The following is a 20642-nucleotide window of genomic DNA, read 5'->3' as shown; positions in this document are numbered from 1 at the left end:
CCCCGGGCCCCCTCAGCCCCCCAGCTGCTTGCGGATCAGCTCGTACGAGCGGACCCGGTCGCGGAAGCCGTAGACGGGCGTGGTCAGCATCAGCTCGTCCGCGCCGGTCCCGGCGGCCAGCTCCGCGAGCCGGCGCACGACGGTCTCGGGGTCGCCGACGGCCTGCTGGGCGCGGAAGCCGGCCAGGGCCTGCCGCTCCGGGTCCGTGAACGGGTGGGCGGCGGCCTCCTCGGGCGTGGGGAAGGGCATGTCGCTGATCCCCTGGAGCAGCTTCGCCTTGACCACGTTCATCGGCCCGCCGAGCCGCTGGGCCTCCTCCTCCGTCTCCGCGCAGACCGTCTCCACGCACAGCAGTACCCTGGGCCGCCCGCACCAGCGTGACGGGGTGAACGCGGCCCGGTACCGCTCCAGGACCGCGCGGGTGTTCTCCGGCCGGATGTGGTGGGCCACGGCGACCGGCAGGCCGAGCTCCGCGGCGAGCGCGGCCCCGGCGGAGCTGGAGGCGAGCAGCCACGGCTCCGGCAGGGGGCCGAGCGCGACCTCCTCCACGAGGAAGGACAGGACGGCGGCCACGTCCTCCCGGTACTCGGCATCCGTCGTGGGCCCCGCCCCGCGGCGCAGGGCGCGCGCGATGCCCTCGTCGAAGGTGCCGGGGCCCCGTCCGATCCCCAGGTCGATGCGGTCCTCGTGCAGGGCGGCCAGGGTGCCGAACTGCTCGGCCAGGGTGAGGGGCGCGTGGTTGGGGGCCAGCACGCCGCCCGAGCCCAGCCGGATCACCGAGGTGGACGCCGCGGCGTGCGCGGTGAGCACGACCGGCGGGAACGCGCCGATCGCGGGGGAGTGGTGGTGCTCGGCGTACCAGACCCGGTGGTAGTCCAGCCGTTCCAGCTCCCGCGCGAAGGCCGCGGTGTCACGCAGGGTGTCCACGGCCCGGGTGCCGGTCTGGACCATCGCGACTTCGAGCGCGGAGAGGGGTATGTCGATCATGCCGCCAGCATAGGGACCGGCCGCCCGGCCCAGGCGCGCGACGATCCCTACTGCGCCACCGCCGGAGGTTGACAGCGGCGCGGCCTTGGACCACCCTTTCACTAGTCAACTAGTGAAAGGGTGGTGCTGTCGTGCTGGAGTACCGCATCGACCGGCGCAGCGGCATCGCCACGTACCTGCAGATCGTCCAGCAGACCAAACAAGCCCTGCGCCTGGGCCTGCTGGTACCCGGCGACAAACTGCCGGCCGCGCGCGAGGTCGTGGAGGCCACCGCCATCAACCCGAACACCGTCCTGAAGGCCTACCGCGAGCTGGAACGCGAAGGCCTCGTCGAGGCGAAGCGGGGGATGGGCACCTTCATCCGGAAGTCCCTGGGCGGCGCCCCGGCCGACTCCCCGCTCCACGACGAACTCGAAGGCTGGGCGCGGCGGGCACGGGACGCCGGGATGGAACGGGACGACGTGGCCGCGCTCTTCGCATCCGTACTGGACCAACACTTCAAGGGGGACGGCGCCGCATGACGGACACCGTGATCGAGGCGGAAGGCCTCGGACTGCGCTACGGACGCAAGGGGGCATGGGCACTGCGCGACTGCGCCTTCCGGCTGCCCGAAGGCCGGATATGCGCGCTCGTCGGCCCCAACGGCGCCGGCAAGTCCAGCCTGCTGGCCCTCGCCGCCGGGCTCGTACCGCCCACCGAGGGCACCCTGCGCACGGCGCCGCGCGAGGAACTCGCCTACGTCGGCCAGGACAAGCCCCTCTACCCGCAGCTCACCGTGGACGAGACCCTGCGCCTCGGCCGGGAACTCAACCCCGGCCGCTGGGACGCGGCGACGGCCGAGCGCGTCGTGGACGCCGGCGGACTGTCCCGCGAGGCCCGGATCCGCACCCTCTCCGGCGGCCAGCGCACCCGCGTCGCCCTGGCCCTCGCCCTCGGCAAGCGGCCCGCGCTGCTGCTCCTGGACGAGCCCATGGCCGACCTCGACCCGCTCGCCCGCCACCAGCTCATGGGCACCCTGATGGCCGACGCCGCCGAGCGCGGCACCTCCGTGGTGATGTCCTCCCACATCCTCACCGAGCTGGAGGGCGCCTGCGACCACCTCCTCCTCGCCGACGGCGGCCGCATCCGCCTCTCCGGCCCCATCGACGAGGTCAACGCCGCCCACCGGCTGCTCACCGGCCCGGCCGCCGCCTCGGCCGAACTCGACCGCCACACCGTCGTCGAAAGCCGTACGACGGGCCGCACGCTCACCGCGCTCGTGCGGCCGGCCGGGCCCGTCGACAGCCGGACCTGGCAGACGTCCACCCCCTCCCTGGAGGAGCTCTTGCTCGCCCACCTGCGATGCCCCGATGCCCCGACGTTCGAAGCCGCGGAGGTGCGGGCATGAGCGCGCCGGCACTGAGGGGCCCGTACTGGGCCACGGTCCGCCAGCACCGCCACGCCGCCTGGGCGCTGACGGCGCTCACGGCGGCCGGCCTCGCCGCGGTGGCCGCCCTGCGCGTGTGGGTCGGCGACCCGGGCCCTGAGGGGCCGTTCGCGTTCCCTGCCCGGGCCTACCGCGTGATGCGGCTCTGCATGGAGTACGGCGGCACCGGCCTGCTCCTGCTGCCGCTGCTGGTCGGAGCCTTCGTGGCCGGCCCGATGACCGCGCGCGAACTGGAGAGCGGGACCTGGCGGCTCGCCCTCACCCAGTCGACCACGCCCCGGGCCTGGCTCGGCGCGAAGGTCCTCGTCGCCGGGCTGGTGTCCGCCCTCGGGGCGTCAGCGCTGGTACTGGTCTACCGCCTCGGCTGGACGCGGGTGTCCGCCACCTGGCAACTCACCCGGTTCGACCGGGGCCCGTACGAGGCCACCGGCCCGGTGCTGGCCGCCTACTGCCTGCTCGGCGTGGCCCTCGGCGTCCTCGTCGGCCAGCTCCTGCGGCGCACCGTCGCGGCCATGGCCGCCACCGGCCTCCTGACCGGGCTGGTCCTGCTGGGCATCGGCGCCCTGCGGTGGTCGTTCCTGCCCGTGCAGACCAACACCATCCCCTTCGGCGGGAACCCGGCGAAGCTGCTCCCGCCCGACTCCCTGCTGATGGACACGGGGCTGCTCACCGCCACCGGTTCGCGGCTGCCCAACCAGGCGTGTTTCGAGCGCACCCGGACCATGGGCGTCTGCCCCGCCGACCTGAACGTCACCGGCCGGTACGCGGACTTCCACCCGGCCTCGCACTACTGGCCGACGCAGCTGATCGAGACCGCCCTGGTCCTCGCCCTGGCGGCCGCGGCCCTGTACGCGGCGTTCCGGGTGCTGCGCGCCCGCCGCGGCTGAGGCGGGCCGGGCCTACAGTCCCGCTCCACCGGTCGCGTCGACGACGCGGCCGGTGACCCAGCGTCCGGCGTCCGAGGCGAGGAAGGCGACGACGTCCGCGATGTCCTGCGGCTGTCCGACCCGGCCGAGCGCGGCCAGCGAGGCCGCGTGCGCCTCGGCCTCCGGGTTGCCGCGCAGCCAGCCGGCGTTGACGTCGGTGTCGACGATGCCGGGGGCGACGGAGTTCACCGTGACGCCCCGCGGGCCGAGGGCCTTGGCGAGGTTCAGCGTCAGGGTGTCGAGAGCTCCCTTCGTCGCCCCGTACGCCAGGATCTCCGGCATCGCGAGGCGGGCGGCGCCGCTGGAGATGTTGATGACCCGGCCGCCGTCGCGCAGCCGGCCCAAGGCCTCCTGCACGACGAAGAACGGGGCCCGCACGTTGACCGCGTAGACCTGGTCGAAGCCCTCCTCGGTGACCTCGCCGAGCGGGGAGGGCAGCCCGATGCCCGCGTTGTTCACGATGATGTCGACGCCGTCCAGGCCGAGTCCGTCGTACGCGGCCCAGAGCGCGGCCGCGTCCCCGTGCCGGCCGAACTCGGCCCGCAGGGCGAAGGCCCGGCCGCCGCCGGCGGTGATCCGCTCGACGGTGTCGCGCGCGGCCGCCTCGTCGCCGGCGTAGGTCAGCGCGACGGTGACCCCGTCCGCCGCGAGCCGTTCGGCTATGGCCCGGCCGATGCCCCGGCTGCCGCCGGTGACGAGCGCGTTCTTGCCCATGAGGACTCCCCGTATTTCTGTAGTGGTCGATACAGAAAAAACGTAACACAAGATCGAGAACGCCCGCAACGCCCGCCGGGGGCCGGCGCCTTGCCCCCGGCGTCCTTCAACCTGCTCGCGCACCGGCCGTATTGACGTGCGCAGTCTCCTGGGAGCTGCGACAGTCACCGTCGTGACCCTGATGAACGTGCTCCTCGACTTCGCCGCGACCGGCCGGATCGGCCCGCTCCACTGCGGTATGCCCCTCGCCGGAGCCGAGGAGGTGCTCGGCCCGGGCCGGCCACACCCGCAGATCGTGATGAAGGGCCCGGACTTCGACGGGTACCCGTACGCCTGGGGCGGGCTGGAACTCGTCGTCACCCGGCGCCGGGTCAGCGGCATCTCGATACGGCTCGACCCCGGTTCGACGGCCCGGCTGCCGCCCGAGGTGCTGCCGGACGCCGGCGCGTACGCCGCGACGTTCCTGCGCGAGGACTTCACCGCCGCCCTCGACGCCGCCGGGTGCCGGCACGTCACCAACCCGGGCCTGACCTTCGACGAGCAGTCGGCCGTCACCACCCGGCCCGCCGGGGTCAACGCGCTCTTCGGCGTGCCGGTCGCACGCGTGGACGTGCCCGACCGCAGCCGCTTCTACCTGGAGTTCCTCGACAAGCAGACCGCGTGACCCCCGGCCCCGCGACCGCCGGGCCACGGCTGCCACAGGGGCGCCGCGTCCGGACTCAGTGGGCGACCTCGACGACGATCTTCCCGATCTGCGTGCCCGACTCCATGTGGCGGTGCGCCTCGGCGATCTCGTCCAGTCCGAAGACGCGGTCCACCACCGGACGGAAGGCCCCCGCCTCCAGGCCGGAGGTGACGAACGCCTCCGCCCGCCGCAGTCGCCCGGGGTCCCTGGTCGTCTCGTGCATCGTGTACGTGCGCATGTTCAGCGCGGGCATGCCGAGTTCGAAACCGGGATACGGCGTCGGCAGGCCGCTCACCGCCCCGTACAGGAAGAGCGTGCCCCCGGGGGCGACCGCCCTGGCCAGGTCCACCACGCCCGGCCCCGCCACGGCGTCGAAGACGAACTCCGCGCCCCGGCCCCCCGTCAGGGCCAGCACCCGGTCGGCGACCGGCTCCTCGTCCGTGACGATCACCTGCGCCGCCCCCGCCGCGAGCAGTGCCTCCCGCTTGGCGCGGCTGCGCGTCGTGGCGACCGGCACCGCCCCGACCCGCCGGGCGACCTGGATCGCGGCCAGGCCCACGCTGCTGGAGGCGGCCGTCAGCACCACCGTGTCACCGGCCCGCATCCCGCCGACCTCGACCAGCGCCCCGTACGCCGTCACGTAGGGCATCCACACCGCCGCCCCCTCGACCGCGCCGAGCCCGGCCGGGCGGTGCACGACCGCGGCCGCCGGGACGACGGCCCGCTCCGCGTAGACGGCGTAGTCGTTCATCGAGAACGCCGGCACCACGCTGACCGGCCGGCCGATCCCGAACCCGGTGACCCCCGGACCGGCCGCCTCGACCACGCCCGCCGCCTCGGCGCCGAGCCGGGCGGGGAACTCCTTGGCCGGCTCGATGTACCGGCCGGCCCGGAACAGCACCTCCGCCCGGTTGATGCCGATCGCGTCGACCCGGACCAGCAGTTCGCCGGGGCCCGGCTCGCCGGCCGGAACCTCCTCGATCCGCAGTACCTCCGGTCCGCCGTACTCGTGGAACCGCACCGTCGCCGTCATGACGCATCCCCCTCCACTCGACGCCGGTACGGGTGCCGCACCGCCGTGCCCCCAGCCAACCTGAAAGTTCGACAGCTGTCAAAGTTCGATGGCGGTGGTACTTTGGCGGTGGCCCAAGGCGGCCAAGGCGGCCAGCGCGGCCAACGCGGTCCAGGGCGGAACCAGTACGGGACACGGAACACGGAGGCGGGCGGACCGATGACGGCAGCGGCGGCGCGGCGGAGCGGCACCCGGACGGACCGCGTCCCGGAGCACCCCGACATCCCCACCATCGGCCTCCAGCAGGTGCTCGAAGCCCTGGTCGACCCGGTCCGCCGGAAGATCGTCGGCGAGCTCTACCACGCCCGGCAGGACCTGGCCTGCGGCACCATCGACCTTCCGGTCGGCAAATCCACCGCCACCCACCACTTCCACGTGCTCCGCGACGCGGGCCTGATCCGCCAGTACTACGTGGGCACCTCCCGGATGAACGCCCTGCGCCGCGAAGAGGTGGACGAGGCCTTCCCCGGTCTGCTGCGCGCGCTGGTCGGCGTACCGGAGCGCCCCTGACGGGCCGGGCGCCGCTGCGTCCGGTCGGGCGCCTCCGGAGCGCCCGACCGGCGAGCTGCGCCGGGCCGGACGCCCGGCGGGTCCAGGCTCGGACGACGTCCGTCCGGCTCGGTGGGGAGGCAAGCGCATGCCCGGTCCTCGGTCCGGCCCACCCGGACGCGCCCCGGAGGGGTACCGGGCCTACCTGGTCGCGGTGCCGGCCGGCGCCCTGGTGGGGCTGGTCGGCGGCGCGTTCCGCCGGTGCCTGGAAGGCGCCGCCGAACTGCGCGGCAGGCTGCTGGAGGCGGCCGACGGGATGGGCGGCCCGGGCCGGCTGCTGATCCCGGTGGCGCTCGCGGCGGCCGGCGCGGCCGTGGCCTGCGCGATCGCCCGGCGGGTCCCGCACGCCGCGGGCAGCGGCATCCAGCACGTGGAGGCCGTCTGGCGGCAGGAGGCCGGGCCCGGACCCCACTCGCCGTGGCTGGTGCCCGCGAAGTTCCTCGGCGGCCTCATCGCCATCGGCTCCGGCCTGGTCCTCGGGCGGGAGGGCCCGATCGTGCACATGGGGGCCTCGATCGGGTCCGGTGCCGGCCGCCTCACCCGCCTGGACCGCGACGACGTCCGCCAGCTGCACACCGCCCTCAGCGGCGCCGGCCTGGCCACCGCCTTCACCGCACCCCTCGGCGGGCTGCTGTTCGTCTGCGAGGAGGTGACCCGCACGGTCCGGCGCCGCCTGGTGCTGCTCACCCTCGTCGGCACGGCCTCGGCCCTCGCCTGCTCCCGGTTCCTGGTCGGCGACGCGCCCGTCTTCCCGGTCGCGCCGACGCCGGTCCCGCCGGTGTGGACGCTGCCCCTGTTCCTGCTGTTCGGTGCGGTGGCCGGACTGCTGGGCGCCGCCTACGCCGGCCTCGTCGTGGGGACCCTCTCCGTGTGCGACCGGCTCACCCGGGTGCCGCCCGTGGCCCGGGCCGCCGCCATCGGGGCCGTCGTCGGCCTGCTCATGGCGTACGACCCGCTCCTGGCCGGGGGCGGCGACCCGCTCAGCGAAGCCCTGCTGGCGGGCGCGGTGCCCGCCGTCGCGGTGCTGGCGGGCTGCTTCGCCGTCCGGTTCGTGGCGGGTCCGCTCAGCTACGCGGCCGCGACCCCGGGCGGGCTGTTCGCCCCGCTGCTGGCCCTGGGTGCCCTGTGGGGGAGCTTCGCGCACGCCGTCACCGCGCCGCTGCTGCCGCCGGGGGCGGCCGGGCCGGGGGCGTTCGCGGCGGTCGGGATGGCCGCCCTGTTCGCCGGCGTCGTACGCGCGCCGTTCACGGGCGTCGTCCTGGTGCTGGAGATGACCGGTGCCACCGCGCTCGTGCTGCCGCTGCTGGTCGCCTCCTTCGCCGCGGTACTGGCCGCGGACGCGGTGGAGAGCGAGCCCGTCTACGACCGCCTGCGGCGCCGGATGCTGGAGCGGCCCTGAGCCGGCGGAGAGGGTGAGCGCCGCCCGAAACCCCCGCCGGGGAAGGCCGCTCCGTGATGGTGTGGCCTTCCGATGCCCACCGCACTCACAGGGGAGGCCGCCGTGCCACCGACACCGCAGCAGATCTTCGAGGGCTACCTCCACGCAGGAACCGTGAACCGCGACGCCGACGCCCTCGCCGAGACCTTCACCGAGGACGGGGTCTTCGAGGCGCCGCTCATGCCGGACGGCGCCGCCTTCCCGCGCAGGCTGGCGGGCCGCGAGGAGATCCGCGCCGCGATGGCGGCGTACTACGCCCGCCCCGTCGAGGGCGGCCGCGCGCCGAACTTCGAGAAGTCCGGCTACGTGCTCCACACCACCTCCGACCCCGACGTCTTCATCGCCGAGATCGACACCGTCTTCGACGGCGACGGCGAGGGCGCTGACGGCGAGGGCACGGCCGACCGGGCCGTCTCGCTGGTGCAGATCTTCCGTGTCCGGGACGGGAAGATCGCCCGCCTGCGCGACTACTTCGCCCCCGCGCTGGTGGACTGAGCCTCCTCACCCGCCACCCCGCGGGCGGGGGCCGCCCCCCCCCGCCCGCGGACGGGCTCAGCCGGCCGCGGCGGCCCCGAACCACCTCGTGAGCGCGCCGGGCAGCTCCCGCGGGTCCTCCCCGGCCCACGCGACATGGCCGTCGGGACGCAACAGGACCGCGGGCACGTCCAGTTCACCGCTGACGTCCACGACGTGGTCCACCCGGTCCGCCCAGCCCGCGGCCGAGAGCCGGCCGGTCTGGTCCAGCAGCAGCCCGCGGCCCCCGTGCGTCAGCTCGTAGAGGCGTCGGCCCCGCTCCAGCCGCACGTCCCGCAGCCGCCTGCCGAGCAGTTCGTGGCCCGTGCCGAGGTCGTAGCGGACCCCGATCGCGGTGATCTTCTCGATCAGCAGGCGGTTCACCTCCTCGAACTGCACCAGTTCCGCCAGCAGCCGGCGCACCGCGCGGGGGCCCGGCCCGGTGGACATCAGCTCCATCTGCGTGCGGGTGTTGTCCAGCACGTCGGCCGCCACCGGGTGCCGCTCGGCGTGATAGGTGTCCAGCAGCCCGTCCGGTGCCCAGCCGGCCACCTCGGCCGCGAGCTTCCAGCCGAGGTTGAACGCGTCCTGCAGGCCCAGGTTGAGCCCCTGCCCGCCGGTCGGCGGATGGACGTGCGCGGCGTCGCCGGCCAGCAGCACCCGGCCGGTCCGGTACCGCTCGGCCAGCCGCGTCGCGTCGCCGAAGCGGGAGATCCAGCGGGGCGAGTGCACGCCGAAGTCGGTGCCGGCGTACGCGATCAGCTGCCGCCTGAGTTCGTCGAGGCCCGGCGGCACCGTACGGTCCTCGGCCACCCCCTCGGCGGGCACGACGATCCGGTACACCCCGTCCCCCTCGGGGATGACGCCGAACCGCTTCTGGGTCTCGCGGACTTCGGCGACGACGGCCGCCAGCGTCTGCGGCGACGCGGTCAGCTCCACGTCGGCGAGCAGCGTCTCGGTCCTGCCGGGCTCACCGGGGAAGCCGACGCCCAGCAGCCCGCGTACGGTGCTGCGTCCGCCGTCGCAGCCGACGAGGTAGCGCGAGCGCAGCCGCGTCCCGTCCGCGAGTCCGACGGTCACTCCCTCCTCGTCCTGGTCCAGCCCGACCAGCTCGCGGCCGCGTCCGATCTCGACGCCGAGCTCGGTGGCGTACCCGGTGAGCAGGCGCTCGGTGACCGCCTGGGGGATGGCGAGCACGTAGGAGTGCGTGGTGTCGAGTCCGTCCGGCCAGGAGGTGCCGATTCCGGCGAAGAAGCCGCCCATCGTGAACGTCTCGCCGTGCGCCAGGAACGGTTCCACCAGGCCGCGCTGGTCCATCAGCTCGATGCTGCGCGCGTGCAGGCCGCGCGCACGGGACGGGCGCGGCCGCTCGGTCTCCGTCTCCGCCTCCTTCTCCAGCACGAGCACGCGCACCCCGTGCAGCCGCAGTTCGCGGGCGAGCATCAGGCCGGTGGGTCCGCAGCCGGCAATGATCACGTCGATCATGAAGAACACCCGTTCCATGGGTTATTTCCGCAGGTACTGGATTTCGGCCGCCCATTCTGCGACGGGCCCGGGGTCTTGCCGCAAGCCCCCCGGTGCGCTATACGTTGAGAGTGGCGAGGAGCGGGTGTGACTCCTTGCCCTTCTTTTTTGTCGGGTCCTTTTGTCGGGGCCCCGTCGCCGCAGTGGCGTTTCGCCAGGTGAACGCATTAGCCCACACGGGTGAGTTCCCCCAGTGGGCCCTGTCCCCGCACCGCTGCGGGTCGTTACAACCGGATCGTGATCAAGGGCCGCCCCCCGGGGGGCGCCACGGTCACCGCCGCCCGCCGGCGTTCTCCGAGCAGCGACAGAGCGACAGAAAGAAAGACGGCTTTTCCATGAACAACCGCCTGCGGTACCTCGCCGCGACCTTGGCAACCGGTGTCACCCTGGCGCTCACCGCCGGTACTCCCGCCGACGCCCGTCCGGGCGGGGTCGACAGCCAATGCGGCAAGTACATCTGCGTGATGACCGCCCACCACAACCGCTTCGTCCAGGACATCACCGTCCAGACCAAGGACGGCCTGCCGGGCACCCTGCGCTCCTACTGGGGCGGTTTCCACGGCCCGAGGGTGGTCGCCGCCTCCCACCGGTGGCCGGTGAACTACGAGCAGGCGAACGCGAAGCTGGTGTGCGGCGGCCTGGAGCGCGACGGCCGCACCATCGAGGACGGCATCTGCGTCACCATCTGACCCCGGCGCAGCCACCCCCGAAGCCGCCGGCGGCGGGCCCCCCGGCGGCACCTCCGCGCCCCGCCCCGCGGGGCGACGCGGCCGCCGCTAACAGGCGGAGCCGGTGTCGTCGTGCGTGATGCGGCGGCGGACCTGGTCCTCCTGGGCCAGGCGGCGGAGCAGTTCGAAGACCGGGGCGCAGATCGCGAAGACGATGACGGCCCGCTCCGCGAGGGCCACCGGCTCGTCGAGGCAGGACGCCCGTTCCAGGTCCAGCCGGGCGACCGACTCGGCCAGCCGCGCGTAGGCGGCCAGCTCGCCCGGGGCGTACTGGGCGTCCAGCCGGCGCAGCTCCTTGAGCGCCGCCGTCAGCCCCTTCACATGGGGTGAGGTGCCGGGCGCCCGCCATTCCAGGGCGGCGAGCAGCTCCGCGACCTCCGCCGCCGCTGCCTCGTCGGCTCCGGCCTCCTCCTCGTCGTCCGCGGGGCCCTGGGAGGCCACCGGCACGGGGAGCGCGTAGCTGATCGCGCCGAGGGCGCCCTCGGTGCTGTGGGCCTGGTCGACCGCGCCGAGCACCTCGCGGGTGGCGGCGATGGACAGCCCGCCCAGCGTGGTCAGGGCCTTGATCAGCCGCAGCCGCTCCGCGTGCTCCTCCCCGTACTCCGCCAGGGTCGCGGCCGTCGCCCGGCCGGCCGGCAGCAGACCCTGCCGCCGGAAGTACTTGATGCTGGCGACCGGCACGCCGGTGAGCCGGCTGAGCTCCGAGATCTTCATGAGGCTTCCCTGCTGGTCATGCGGTCCGGTCCGGTCTGTCCGCCCTCGGCCGTCCGCCGCCGGCGATTGGACACCACAACAAGATACTGCCAGTATCCAGTCACTGGATACCAGAAGTATCCAACCCAGGAATCGCAGCCGCACCGGAGAATCGATGCCTCACCCCACGCCACCCTCCGTGCTCCGCCGACCCCAGTTGTGGATCGGTACGGGACTCATCGCCGCAGTGGTCTCGATGTTGTTCGCCCTGCTCTACGTGGGCGGCAACGTCAACCCCAGAGGGAACCTGCGCGACCTGCCGGTGGCCCTGGTCAACGCGGACGCCGGTGCCGACGCGGGCGGCCGTCGCGTCAACCTCGGCGAGCAGGTCGTCTCGGGCGTCCAGAAGGCCGCCGAGGGCGACAAGAGCATCGACTGGCAGCTCGTCAGCCGCGAGGAGGCCGACAAGCGGCTGGGCAGCGGCAAGGTCTTCGGCGCCCTCGTCATCCCGCGCGAGTTCTCCGCCACGGTGACCGCGCTCGCCGCCCCGCAGCCGCCGGCCCAGGGCAAGCCCGCCCCGCCGGTGATCACGGTGCTGACCAACCAGTCCGCCGGCAGCATAGGCTCGTCCATGTCCTCCCAGGCCGCGCAGAAGGCGGCCCACGCGGCCTCCGCCCAGATCGGCCAGGAGCTCCTCAAGCAGGCCGCGGCCCAGAAGACGCCGCTGCCGACGGCCGCCCAGCTCAAGCTGGCCGACCCGGTCACCGTCACCGTCGCCGACGGCCACCCCGTCGGCTCCCGAAGCGCCATGGGGCTGAGCGCCTTCTACTACGCCCTGGTCCTGGTCGTCTGCGGCATGCTCGGCGCCAACCTGGTCAACTCCCAGGTCGACACCGCGCTCGGCTACCTCCACACCGACTACGGCCCGGTCCGCAAGCGCGAACCCGTCCAGCACACCAGCCGCGTCCGGACGCTCGCCGTCGGCATCGCGCTCATGCTCGGCATGTCGGTGATCATGGGCACCCTGGTCGAGGTCGTCACCGTCGGCGTCCTCGACATGGACGCCTCCCACCTGGGCCTGCTGTGGCTGTACTCGGTCGCCACCATCGCGGTCGTCGGCATCGGCGGTCTCGCCCTGTTCGCCGCCTTCGGCACCCCCGGCATGCTGCTGGCCACCATCGTCTTCATCGCCATGGCCGTCCCCTCCTCCGGCGCCACCGTGCCCCTCCAGGCACTGCCGGGCTTCTTCCGCGGTCTCGCCGAGTTCGAGCCGCTGCGTCAGATCACCGAGGGCCTGCGCTCCATCCTCTTCTACGGCGCCCAGGCCGACGCCGGCCTGACCCGGGCGTGGACCGCGATGGGGATTGCCCTCGTCGCCGCCCTGCTCTTCGGCTTCGCCGTCACCCGCCTCTACGACCGCCGGGGCCTGCACCGCATCCCGCGGCCCACCGCCGACGAGAACCCGGAGCCGCCCGCGGCCGCCGAGACTCCGGCGTCCGCCACGGCCTGAGCCGGCCGGCCGGCCGCCGAGGGGGCCCTTCAGGGCAACGGGCGGCCGGCCGCAGCCGGGATCCTTGGAAAGGCGGGTTCCGCGCGGTACCCCTGACAGGGCGTACGCGCGGAACCCGCCTTTCCGCATCCGCCCGCCCGGCCGGGCGGGCCGGACCGCTTGGCGGGCCCGGCCCGTGCGCCCCGACCGACGGCAGGAGCGCCCCATGACCACAGGCTGGACCCCCCGCCCGCCGGACGCCGGCCACCCGCAGGGCGAACACCTGCCGGAGCTCGACGTCCCGCCGCCCGGCCGGCAGCGGCGCTGGACGGTCCTGCTGCGGCTGCTCCTGCTGCTGCCGCAGCTGATCGTCACGGCCCTCCTCGGCATCGCCGCCTTCTTCGTGACCGTCGCCGGCTGGTTCGCCGCACTGGTGCTGGGCCGCCTGCCCGACGGCCTCGCCCGCTTCCTCGGCGGGTTCCTGGCGTACGAGACCCGGGTCGCGGCCAGCGCGATGCTGCTGGTGGACCGGTACCCGCCGTTCTCCTTCGAGGCACCCGGCCATCCGGTCCGGATCGAACTGCGCCCCGGCCCGCTGAACCGGGCGGCCGTCCTGTTCCGCCTCGTCCTGATGCTGCCGGCGCTGATCGTCACCGGCCTGCTGCAGTACGGCTGGGGCGCCGTCTGCTGGGTGTTCTGGCTGATCACCCTCGTGCTCGGGCGCATGCCCGCCCCCGTCTTCGGCGCCGTCGCGGCGGTCGCCCGCTTCCGGATGCGCTATCAGGCGTACGCGATGATGCTGACCTCCGCGTACCCCAAGCGCCTGTTCGGCGACGCGTGGGCCGCCGACGCCCCGATGGCCGGGCCCGGCCGGGTTTCCGGCACCCGCCCGCTGCTCCTCGCCGCGCCGGCGAAGGCGCTGGTCGTGCTGTTCCTCGTCCTCGGGATCCTCGTCGCGGGCGCTTCCCCGACCGTCCAGGTCCAGGTCAGGGACGACGACCAGTTCGAAGGCGTGGAAACCGCAGCGATCCGGACAAGCTGAGTGGCCGCCAGGTGAACGCCCGCCGCTCGACACCAGGTCAGCGGCGCGCGTTCCACCGCCGACCCCTCTCCTCACCCCCCGTTTCCGTGCGGACACGGAGCGCCGCACACCGCCTGAGCTGCCCGAACGACCATTCGTTATCCGATAGTCGAACGCCGTGTCCGTAAATCGGCCGTCGACATGCGCTCCACCTTCACATCCGACAGACTCGGCCGCATCCAAGCCCGACAACGCAAGTAATTGTCGCGCTCAACCTTCACATCGAAAGTGAGTCTTGTCGTGCGCTACCGCTTCGCTGCCGTCTCCGCCGCCGCCCTCCTGTGCCTGGCAGGCGCCACCGGCATGGCGGAGGCCAAGCCCACCAGCCTGTACGCCCCGTCCGCGATGGTCTTCTCCGTCGCCCAGGGCGACGACGCCTCCGCCCCGGTCCTGCGGGCCGCGACCCTCAGCTGTATGCCGACCGCCCAGGGCACGCACCCGGACCCCAAGGCCGCCTGTACGGCCCTGAACTCCACCGGCGGCACCTTCGACCGGCTGCTCGCCGCCCCCGACACCAACCGCGCCTGCCCGATGCACTACGCCCCCGTGACCGTCACGGCGGAGGGCGTCTGGCAGGGCAGCCGCGTCACGTGGAAGCACACGTTCTCCAACACCTGCTCCATGAACGCGACCCTCAACGGCAACGCCGTCTTCGCGTTCTGACGCCCGCTCCGCCGCCGGCACCCGGACCGGCCCGCCCGTCACGGCACCGGGCCTCCCTGGAGCACCGCCTCGATCTCGCCCGCGACGTCGCCGCGGCCGAGCCGCGCACGGCCGAAGTCGGCCGTGCGCGGCAGGTGCAGGACCAGCTCGTACCCCACGTCGACCCGCACACGCCCGGACCGCAGCGCGAAGTCGTACGCGTGCCCGCCGCGGGTGCGGCAGCCGGACAGGAAGTGCAGGTGGTACCCGGCTGCGGCCACCCCCAGCATGTGGGCGGGGCTGCGGAAGCCGACGACGGTGCCCCGCAGGCCCGTGTGGGTGGCGATCACCTGCCCCGCCACCGCGTCGATCAGCCGGGGATACGGCCGGTGCTGCTCGGGGAGCATCCGGGTGACCACGTGGTCGAAGTGCCCGTCGACCCGGACCGCGTAGAAGTGGTTGGGGCTCGGCAGCCACCCGTCGATCCGGGCGCGCAGCCCGGCGGCGTCGAGCGGCTCCCGGATCCGCCAGTCGTGCTCCCCGTGGAAGTAGGTCACCGCCGCGAGGGGCGTACGCGTCGAGAGGTCGGCCTCACCGGCCGACCCGTCGGCGCGCAACCGGTAGCAGCGGCCGTCGAGGACGATCATCTCGCCGTCGAGCCGGTCGAAGGTGCCGATGCCGAAATCCCCGTGCCGGCGAAGTTCGGCGATCGTGGTCGTGCCCTCGTACACGCCCTCGAGCATGGCCGTCATGGTCGAGGTCTGGAAGATCCTCCCCCTCGGCCGGGGCGCGCCCGGCGGGCCTTCTTCCGGTGCGGTCATGTTCCCCCCCCTGGTTCCCGTGCGTACGCCGGTCCCACGTCGAGCACCGTAGGGAACCGCCACCCCCGTCACAACGGCGCGCACGCGGTCGCGCGTGGCGCGCGGGGGTGTGCGCACCCCGCGGAGCCCCCGCGTGCGGCGGGTGCTGAACCGGGGCCGGGCGGGGTAGACGCGGCCCATGACCGGAGAACGCCTGACGACAAGTGCCACCCGCGCCTGGTCGCGGCCGCTGCTCACGGCCCTGGACCGCCTGGAGCACTGGCCGGGGCCCGACCGCCTCGCCTCCGCGGTGCGCGGGGCCGTGCGCGCGGTTCCGCTGGGGCCGGCCCGTGACGTCCTGCACGGCCTGCCGCTCGGGCACCCGCTGCATCCCCTGCTGGTCCAGGTACCCGTGGGTGCCTGGCTCTCGGCGGCCGTGCTGGACTGCCTCCCCGGACGGGGGCGCCAGCAGCAGGTGCTGATCGGAGTCGGCCTCGTCTCGGCCGCGCCGGCGGCGCTGGCCGGGTGGGCCGACTGGGCGGAGCTGCCGCCCGGACAGGCCCGGGTCGGACTCGTCCACGCCGCGGCGAACCTGACCGCCGTGTCCCTGTACGCCGCCTCCCTCACCGCGCGGCTGCGCGGCCGGAACGCCTCCGGCAGGCTGCTCGCCGCGGCCGGCCTCGCCGCGGTCGGCGCCGGGGGAGCCCTGGGCGGGCACCTCTCGTACCGTCAGGCGGCCGGGGTCAACCACGCGGAGGCCGTCCCGAACATCGTGCCGCAGGACTGGACCCGGATCGGCGCCGTCGCGGACTTCCCGGTGGGGCGGCCCGTACGGGCCGAGCTGGCCGGCGTGGACCTCGTGGTGGTGCGGGAATCCGGGGGCGGGATCCACGCCCTCGCCGGCCGGTGCTCCCACATGGCCGGCCCCCTGTTCGACGGCGAGGTCGCCGACGGCTGCGTCCGCTGTCCCTGGCACGGCAGCGTCTTCCGCCTGACGGACGGCTGGAACGTACGCGGCCCCGCGACCGCGCCGCAGCCGGCCTTCGAATGCCGCACGGTCGACGGGCACGTCGAGGCCCGCCTGCGCCGCCCGCACGCGGGCGGCTGACCGCCGGCGTTCACGGCGGCCGGACGAAGAGCCCGGCCGTGGTCAGCCGGCCGGCGGGTGCGTGGCCAGCCAGTGGCGGGCGATGCGTTCGCGGGTGGTGATCCACGCACCGCCGCGCCGCGCCACGTGCCGCAGGAAGCCGTCGAGCGCGCGGATGCGCCCGGGCCGGCCGATGATCCGGCAGTGCAGGCCCACGCTCATCATGCGCGGCCGGTCCGCGCCCTCCGCGTGGAGGGAGTCGAACGTGTCGACCAGATAGCCGAGCATGTCGTCGGCGGTCGTGAAGCCGTGGACGATCAGGAACTTGAAGTCGTTCGCGTCCAGGCTGTACGGCACCACCAGGTGCGGCCGCCCGGCCGCCTCGACGTAGAAGGGCAGGTCGTCCGAGTAGTCGTCGGAGTCGTAGAGGAAGCCGCCCTCCTCGGCGACGAGGCGCCGCGTGGCGGGGCTCGTCCGGCCGGTGTACCAGCCGACCGGACGGCGGCCGCAGAGCCGTTCGATCGTCTCCGCGCAGCGCGCGATCTCGGCTCGCTCGGTGTCCTGCGGCACCTGGCGGTAGTCGGTCCAGCGCCAGCCGTGGCCCGCCACCTCCCATCCGGCCGCGCCCATCGCGCGGGCCGCGTCCGGGTTGCGCTCCAGCGCCCGCCCCACGGCGTGGACGGTGAGCGGCGCGCCGTGCTCGGCGAGCGTGCGGTGGACGCGCCAGAAACCGGCCCGCGCGCCGTAGGCGAACATCGACTCGACGTTCAGGTCCCGCCCGCCGACCACCGGCGGCGCGCCGACGATCTCGTGGAGGTACCCCTCCGACGCCGGGTCGCCCTCCAGGACGCTCCGCTCGCCGCCCTCCTCGTAGTTGAGCACGAGGCTGACGGCGACGCGTGCCCCGCCGGGCCAGGCGGCGTGCGGCGGCTCGGCACCGTAGCCGACGAGATCGCGCTGATGCTCCGACACGCGCCGCACCCTACCGCCCCGCCCGGCGGGAGCGCCGGACCGCTTCCGGCCGTGTCCCGCGGATCAGGGAGCGGGGACGGGCCAGGGGACCTGGGTGGCGACGGGCGCGGCGTAGTCGACGCCCGGCACCGAGAACCCGTACAGGCGCCGGACCTCGTCACGGAACCAGTCGAGGTCGGCGAGGCCCGCGATGGTGGCGGTCGTGGCGGCCGCCCAGCGCTCGGCGACGGCCGCCTGCACCTCGTCGGTGAGCTCCCAGGTGTCCAGCCGGACCCGGCCCTCGTCGTCCTGCGCGAGCGGGGCCGCGCCGGTCAGCTGGTCCCACAGGCCGGCGAGCTGACGGATCGGCGGGACCAGCGCCTCTCCGAGCACGCCGCGCAGCAGGCCGGTGTAGAGGGCGATGCCGGGGATGGCGGTGGAGGACTGGGTGACGGCCGCGCCGTTCACGGAGGTCACGGCCCGCCCTCCCACCGTCTTCGCGAGGCGCTCGTCCAGAGTGCGGGCGGTGGCCTCCAGGTGCGCCTTGGCCGCACCGATCGTGCCCTGCCGGTAGATCGCCGCCGTCAGCGGCGAACCGATGTAGGACAGAGCGGCCGTGGTGAAGCCCTCGGCGAGCAGGCCCCGTCCGGCGAGGTGGTCGATCCAGCGTTCCCAGTCCGCGCCGCCCATCACGGCCACGGTCTGCCCGACGTCGTCGCCCTCGGCCGGTGCGGTCTCGACCTCGCGGACCGCGGGGGCGCCCTGGTCGTCGAAGACGAGGGTCTTGGTGCGGTTCGCCGCGCCGATCGGCTTGAGGACGGAGGCGTACGCGGCACCGGTGTCGGGGTCGGTCCGGCGGGGTGCGGCCACCGAGTACACGAGGTGGTCCAGCCGGCCGCCGAAGCGCCGCTCGACGAGCTCGGCGACCTGGTCCTTCATCGCGTCCGAGAACGCGTCGCCGTTGAGGAAGACCAGGTCCCGCCCGGCCGCGCGGGCGATGTCGGCGGTGGCCGCGGTGCGGTACCAGCCCGCGGTGGCGGTACGCCGCTCCGTGGGGGCCTTCTCGAAGGAGACCGCGATCCCGCGGATCCCGGCCCGCTTGAGCCCGGCGAGGGTGGCGGCGAGGCCGTAACCGGCGGAAGAGCCGATGACCAGTGCAACCGGGCCCTCGCCCTCGGGGGCCCGGGCGGGAGCCGGGCACGTCTGCCACATGTCCTCCACCAGCCGCCGGCAGCCCGCCGGGTGGGAGTCGAGGAAGAGGAAACCCCGGTTGCGGGGGGTCAGCACGCGCTCGTTCACGGTGGTCCTTAATCCTTGGGTCGGCCGGGACGGGGACGGGGTGGCCGGCGAGTGGCCACCGCGTCCCGCCAGTCTGCGACAGCACCGCTGCCGACCGGAGCCGTGGCGGGGGACAACGATCCCCAGTCGATCTTGGAGTGTTCCCACCACCCACCCCGCTCCCGCGACCCCGGTTCGCGCCCCCCTACGAGGTCCTCGGCCGGCGCCGGGCCAGGAACTCCGAGGTAGGGGTGTGGGGGTGTCCCTCGTGCAGCCGGGATTCGTCCGCGACGCGGGCGTGTTCGCGCGACGGGTGCCACCCCGCCGGGCGGTATCAGGAGCGTGACGCCGGGACAGGTGGCCGAGGGTGTCGTACGGGCGCCGCTCGGTGCGAGGGATCGTCGAGGCGCAGCGCGCGCGTACCGGTAGGCGGGCCGCCGCTCGTGGTGCTGGTGCGTTTCGCCCCGCTGCTCGTTCAATTGGCCCGGCTGTAGCGGGCGGTGCCGGTCCAGATGCGTTCCAGCCGTACGCGGGTACCGGGTTTGGGGGCGTGCCAGATCTTGTCGTGGCCGGCGTAGATGCCGACGTGGCCCATGGTCCCCCCTTGGGGGAAGAAGACCAGATCGCCGGGTGCGCGCTGCGCGTGCGGAATGTGGAGGGTGCTCTCGTACTGCGCGTCCGCGGTGCGGGGAAGGGCCCGGCCGGCCTTCCGGAAGGCGTAGAGGGTGAGGCCCGAGCAGTCGAACTCATCGGGCCCGGTGGCCCCGTAGACGTAGGGTGCGCCCTTCTTGGACGCGGCGATGGCCACGGCCTTTATCCCGTACAGGGAGGCGGCCTGGGCCGGGCGGGCGGGGGCGAACAGGGCGGCGGCAACGGAGAGGGAGAGGAGCAGGGCGGGGCCGCGATGTCTCTTGAATCGTTTTTCTGATTTCGGCAATCGTGATACCTCCGCATTCATGTACAGGAACAAACCGTGGTGGTGGGTGTTCTCGGTGACTGCGTAATGGCTCCCGACGACCGCCCATTTTGCACGAAGTGTCCGCAGTTGCACGCTCGGACACGGCGCGAGTTTTCCGGGGCGCATGCGGGGCAGGTGCGCCCGTACGAGGAAGGACTTCCGTCGATGGGAAAGGAACACACCTGATGACCGAGAACGCGTGGGGCTACCGCGAGACGTCCGGCCGGCTGCAGGGCGTCGACCTGAGCGGGTTCAAGGTGGAGGCCGTCGATGGCAGCATCGGCAAGGTCGACAAGCACTCGGACGAGGCCGGCTCCGCCTACCTCGTGGTCGACACCGGCCCGTGGATCTTCGGCAAGGAGGTCCTCCTGCCCGCCGGCACCGTCTCGCGGATCGACGTCGACGAGGAGAAGATCTACGTCGACCGGACCAAGGAACAGATCAAGAACGCCCCGGAGTTCCACCGGGAGAAGCACCTCGGCGACGTCGGCTACCACGACGAACTGGCCGACTACTACCGCTCCGGCGGGGCCTTCGGCGGCCGCCCGCTCTGAACCCCCGCCCGGGGCAACGCAGATGACCGGACACCGGCCCGCGCCGACGGCGCGGGCCGGTGCGGCGTGCACGGGCAGCCGGTACGTCCGGTCAGCCCAGGAAGGACAGCCGTACGGTACGCCGCGGGTTGTCCTTGTTGGTGTCCACCAGCACCACCGACTGCCAGGTCCCCAGGGCGAGTTCACCGTCGACGACCGGCAGGGTGGCGTGCGGCGGGACGAACGCCGGCAGCACGTGGTCCCGGCCGTGGCCGGGGGAGCCGTGGCGGTGGCGCCAGCGGTCGTCGGCGGGCAGCAGCTCGGCCAGGGCGTCGAGCAGGTCGTCGTCGCTGCCCGCACCCGTTTCGATGACCGCGAGCCCGGCCGTCGCGTGCGGGGTGAAGACGTTGAGGAGCCCGTCGCGTCCCCGGGCCGCCTCGCGCAGGAAGCCGGCGCAGGCCGAGGTCAGGTCGTGGACGGTCTCCGCGGAGCCGGTGGTGATGTCGATGGTCCGTGTCGTGAAGGTCATCCCCTCATCCTCGGTCAGACGGCCGGCGCGACGGGGGAC

The 20642-nt window shown here is 74.0% G+C and carries 23 protein-coding genes; 13 read left to right on the top strand and 10 right to left on the bottom strand.

The features are described from left to right. Positions 1-12: 12 nt before the first annotated feature. Positions 13-987 (bottom strand): MsnO8 family LLM class oxidoreductase, encoded by a 975-nt coding sequence (locus ABD973_RS01080; protein WP_125823616.1) that lies wholly within the window; start codon positions 985-987, stop codon positions 13-15. 131 nt (positions 988-1118) lie between these two features. Between ABD973_RS01080 and ABD973_RS01075 the strand changes: the two genes are divergently transcribed. From ABD973_RS01075 to ABD973_RS01065, 3 genes are read left to right on the top strand one after another with little or no spacing between them, the layout of a single operon-like run. Continuing rightward, complete coding sequence (locus tag ABD973_RS01075; protein WP_125594996.1) at positions 1119-1508, top strand: GntR family transcriptional regulator; 390 nt, start codon at positions 1119-1121, stop codon at positions 1506-1508. Then, positions 1505-2374 carry an ABC transporter ATP-binding protein gene (locus ABD973_RS01070; RefSeq protein WP_345497726.1) on the top strand — a complete coding sequence of 290 codons (870 nt, stop codon included), beginning with the start codon at positions 1505-1507 and terminating at the stop codon, positions 2372-2374. Before ABD973_RS01075 ends, ABD973_RS01070 begins: the two co-directional genes overlap by 4 nt. Further along, the gene (locus ABD973_RS01065; RefSeq protein WP_345497725.1) at positions 2371-3300 is read left to right on the top strand and encodes an ABC-2 transporter permease; all 930 of its coding nucleotides are present in this window, start codon (positions 2371-2373) and stop codon (positions 3298-3300) included. The genes ABD973_RS01070 and ABD973_RS01065 overlap by 4 nt, the downstream gene beginning before the upstream one ends. Before the next feature lie 12 nt (positions 3301-3312). Here the strand turns inward: ABD973_RS01065 and ABD973_RS01060 are convergent, their stop codons facing one another. Further along, positions 3313-4053, bottom strand: a complete 741-nt coding sequence (locus ABD973_RS01060; RefSeq protein WP_125594993.1) for an SDR family oxidoreductase — start codon at positions 4051-4053, stop codon at positions 3313-3315. Between the two features lie 181 nt (positions 4054-4234). Here ABD973_RS01060 and ABD973_RS01055 point away from each other — a divergent pair, with 181 nt between their 5' ends. Beyond that, positions 4235-4717, top strand: coding sequence for a hypothetical protein (locus ABD973_RS01055; protein WP_206436687.1), 483 nt, complete (start codon positions 4235-4237; stop codon positions 4715-4717). A gap of 55 nt (positions 4718-4772) precedes the next feature. Here ABD973_RS01055 and ABD973_RS01050 read toward each other — a convergent pair whose 3' ends face one another. After that, complete coding sequence (locus ABD973_RS01050; protein ID WP_125823619.1) at positions 4773-5771, bottom strand: zinc-dependent alcohol dehydrogenase family protein; 999 nt, start codon at positions 5769-5771, stop codon at positions 4773-4775. 198 nt (positions 5772-5969) lie between these two features. On the opposite strand from ABD973_RS01050, the gene ABD973_RS01045 reads away from it, so the two are divergent. The 3 genes from ABD973_RS01045 to ABD973_RS01035 all read left to right on the top strand — a co-directional run bounded on the left by ABD973_RS01045 (position 5970) and on the right by ABD973_RS01035 (position 8292). Next, a complete protein-coding gene (locus ABD973_RS01045) occupies positions 5970-6320 on the top strand; it encodes an ArsR/SmtB family transcription factor (RefSeq protein ID WP_345497724.1) in 351 nt (116 codons plus the stop codon). A 127-nt stretch (positions 6321-6447) separates the two neighbouring features. Then, positions 6448-7758 (top strand): ClC family H(+)/Cl(-) exchange transporter, encoded by a 1311-nt coding sequence (locus ABD973_RS01040; RefSeq protein WP_345497723.1) that lies wholly within the window; start codon positions 6448-6450, stop codon positions 7756-7758. Positions 7759-7860: 102 nt separating this feature from the next. Beyond that, positions 7861-8292, top strand: coding sequence for a nuclear transport factor 2 family protein (locus tag ABD973_RS01035; RefSeq protein ID WP_125823622.1), 432 nt, complete (start codon positions 7861-7863; stop codon positions 8290-8292). Positions 8293-8349: 57 nt separating this feature from the next. Here the strand turns inward: ABD973_RS01035 and rox are convergent, their stop codons facing one another. Continuing rightward, positions 8350-9795 (bottom strand): rifampin monooxygenase, encoded by a 1446-nt coding sequence (rox, locus tag ABD973_RS01030; RefSeq protein WP_345504413.1) that lies wholly within the window; start codon positions 9793-9795, stop codon positions 8350-8352. A gap of 374 nt (positions 9796-10169) precedes the next feature. Between rox and ABD973_RS01025 the strand changes: the two genes are divergently transcribed. Further along, complete coding sequence (locus tag ABD973_RS01025; RefSeq protein WP_125823623.1) at positions 10170-10523, top strand: hypothetical protein; 354 nt, start codon at positions 10170-10172, stop codon at positions 10521-10523. Positions 10524-10610: 87 nt separating this feature from the next. Here ABD973_RS01025 and ABD973_RS01020 read toward each other — a convergent pair whose 3' ends face one another. Further along, complete coding sequence (locus ABD973_RS01020) at positions 10611-11276, bottom strand: MerR family transcriptional regulator (RefSeq protein WP_125594986.1); 666 nt, start codon at positions 11274-11276, stop codon at positions 10611-10613. Between the two features lie 154 nt (positions 11277-11430). On the opposite strand from ABD973_RS01020, the gene ABD973_RS01015 reads away from it, so the two are divergent. The 3 genes from ABD973_RS01015 (at position 11431) to ABD973_RS01005 (ending at position 14488) form a co-directional block, all read left to right on the top strand. Beyond that, positions 11431-12765: a YhgE/Pip domain-containing protein gene (locus ABD973_RS01015; RefSeq protein WP_386382125.1), complete on the top strand. Its 1335-nt coding sequence runs from the start codon at positions 11431-11433 to the stop codon at positions 12763-12765. Positions 12766-12970: 205 nt separating this feature from the next. Continuing rightward, positions 12971-13786: a DUF4389 domain-containing protein gene (locus ABD973_RS01010; RefSeq protein ID WP_125823625.1), complete on the top strand. Its 816-nt coding sequence runs from the start codon at positions 12971-12973 to the stop codon at positions 13784-13786. A 342-nt stretch (positions 13787-14128) separates the two neighbouring features. After that, positions 14129-14488: a subtilase-type protease inhibitor gene (locus ABD973_RS01005; RefSeq protein ID WP_125595003.1), complete on the top strand. Its 360-nt coding sequence runs from the start codon at positions 14129-14131 to the stop codon at positions 14486-14488. Positions 14489-14526: 38 nt separating this feature from the next. Here ABD973_RS01005 and budA read toward each other — a convergent pair whose 3' ends face one another. Beyond that, positions 14527-15288 carry an acetolactate decarboxylase gene (budA, locus tag ABD973_RS01000; RefSeq protein ID WP_125823626.1) on the bottom strand — a complete coding sequence of 254 codons (762 nt, stop codon included), beginning with the start codon at positions 15286-15288 and terminating at the stop codon, positions 14527-14529. A 178-nt stretch (positions 15289-15466) separates the two neighbouring features. On the opposite strand from budA, the gene ABD973_RS00995 reads away from it, so the two are divergent. Next, positions 15467-16375, top strand: a complete 909-nt coding sequence (locus ABD973_RS00995; RefSeq protein WP_345497714.1) for a Rieske (2Fe-2S) protein — start codon at positions 15467-15469, stop codon at positions 16373-16375. 42 nt (positions 16376-16417) lie between these two features. Here the strand turns inward: ABD973_RS00995 and puuE are convergent, their stop codons facing one another. The 3 genes from puuE to ABD973_RS00975 form a co-directional block, all read right to left on the bottom strand. After that, positions 16418-17326 carry an allantoinase PuuE gene (gene puuE / locus ABD973_RS00990; protein WP_125823628.1) on the bottom strand — a complete coding sequence of 303 codons (909 nt, stop codon included), beginning with the start codon at positions 17324-17326 and terminating at the stop codon, positions 16418-16420. A gap of 63 nt (positions 17327-17389) precedes the next feature. Then, positions 17390-18604: an enoyl-[acyl-carrier-protein] reductase FabV gene (fabV, locus tag ABD973_RS00985; RefSeq protein WP_345497711.1), complete on the bottom strand. Its 1215-nt coding sequence runs from the start codon at positions 18602-18604 to the stop codon at positions 17390-17392. Positions 18605-19058: 454 nt separating this feature from the next. Beyond that, on the bottom strand, positions 19059-19541 hold the full coding sequence (locus tag ABD973_RS00975) for a C40 family peptidase (RefSeq protein ID WP_125823630.1): 483 nt from the start codon (positions 19539-19541) through the stop codon (positions 19059-19061). A gap of 185 nt (positions 19542-19726) precedes the next feature. On the opposite strand from ABD973_RS00975, the gene ABD973_RS00970 reads away from it, so the two are divergent. Next, positions 19727-20095 (top strand): PRC-barrel domain-containing protein, encoded by a 369-nt coding sequence (locus tag ABD973_RS00970; protein WP_125605558.1) that lies wholly within the window; start codon positions 19727-19729, stop codon positions 20093-20095. A 91-nt stretch (positions 20096-20186) separates the two neighbouring features. Here ABD973_RS00970 and ABD973_RS00965 read toward each other — a convergent pair whose 3' ends face one another. Further along, positions 20187-20603: a secondary thiamine-phosphate synthase enzyme YjbQ gene (locus ABD973_RS00965; RefSeq protein WP_007268172.1), complete on the bottom strand. Its 417-nt coding sequence runs from the start codon at positions 20601-20603 to the stop codon at positions 20187-20189. Positions 20604-20642: the final 39 nt, after the last annotated feature.

This window comes from Streptomyces racemochromogenes, from assembly GCF_039535215.1.
In the GTDB taxonomy this organism is placed as follows: Bacteria; Actinomycetota; Actinomycetes; order Streptomycetales; family Streptomycetaceae; genus Streptomyces; species Streptomyces racemochromogenes.
This window is presented reverse-complemented; position numbering and strand designations above follow the sequence as displayed.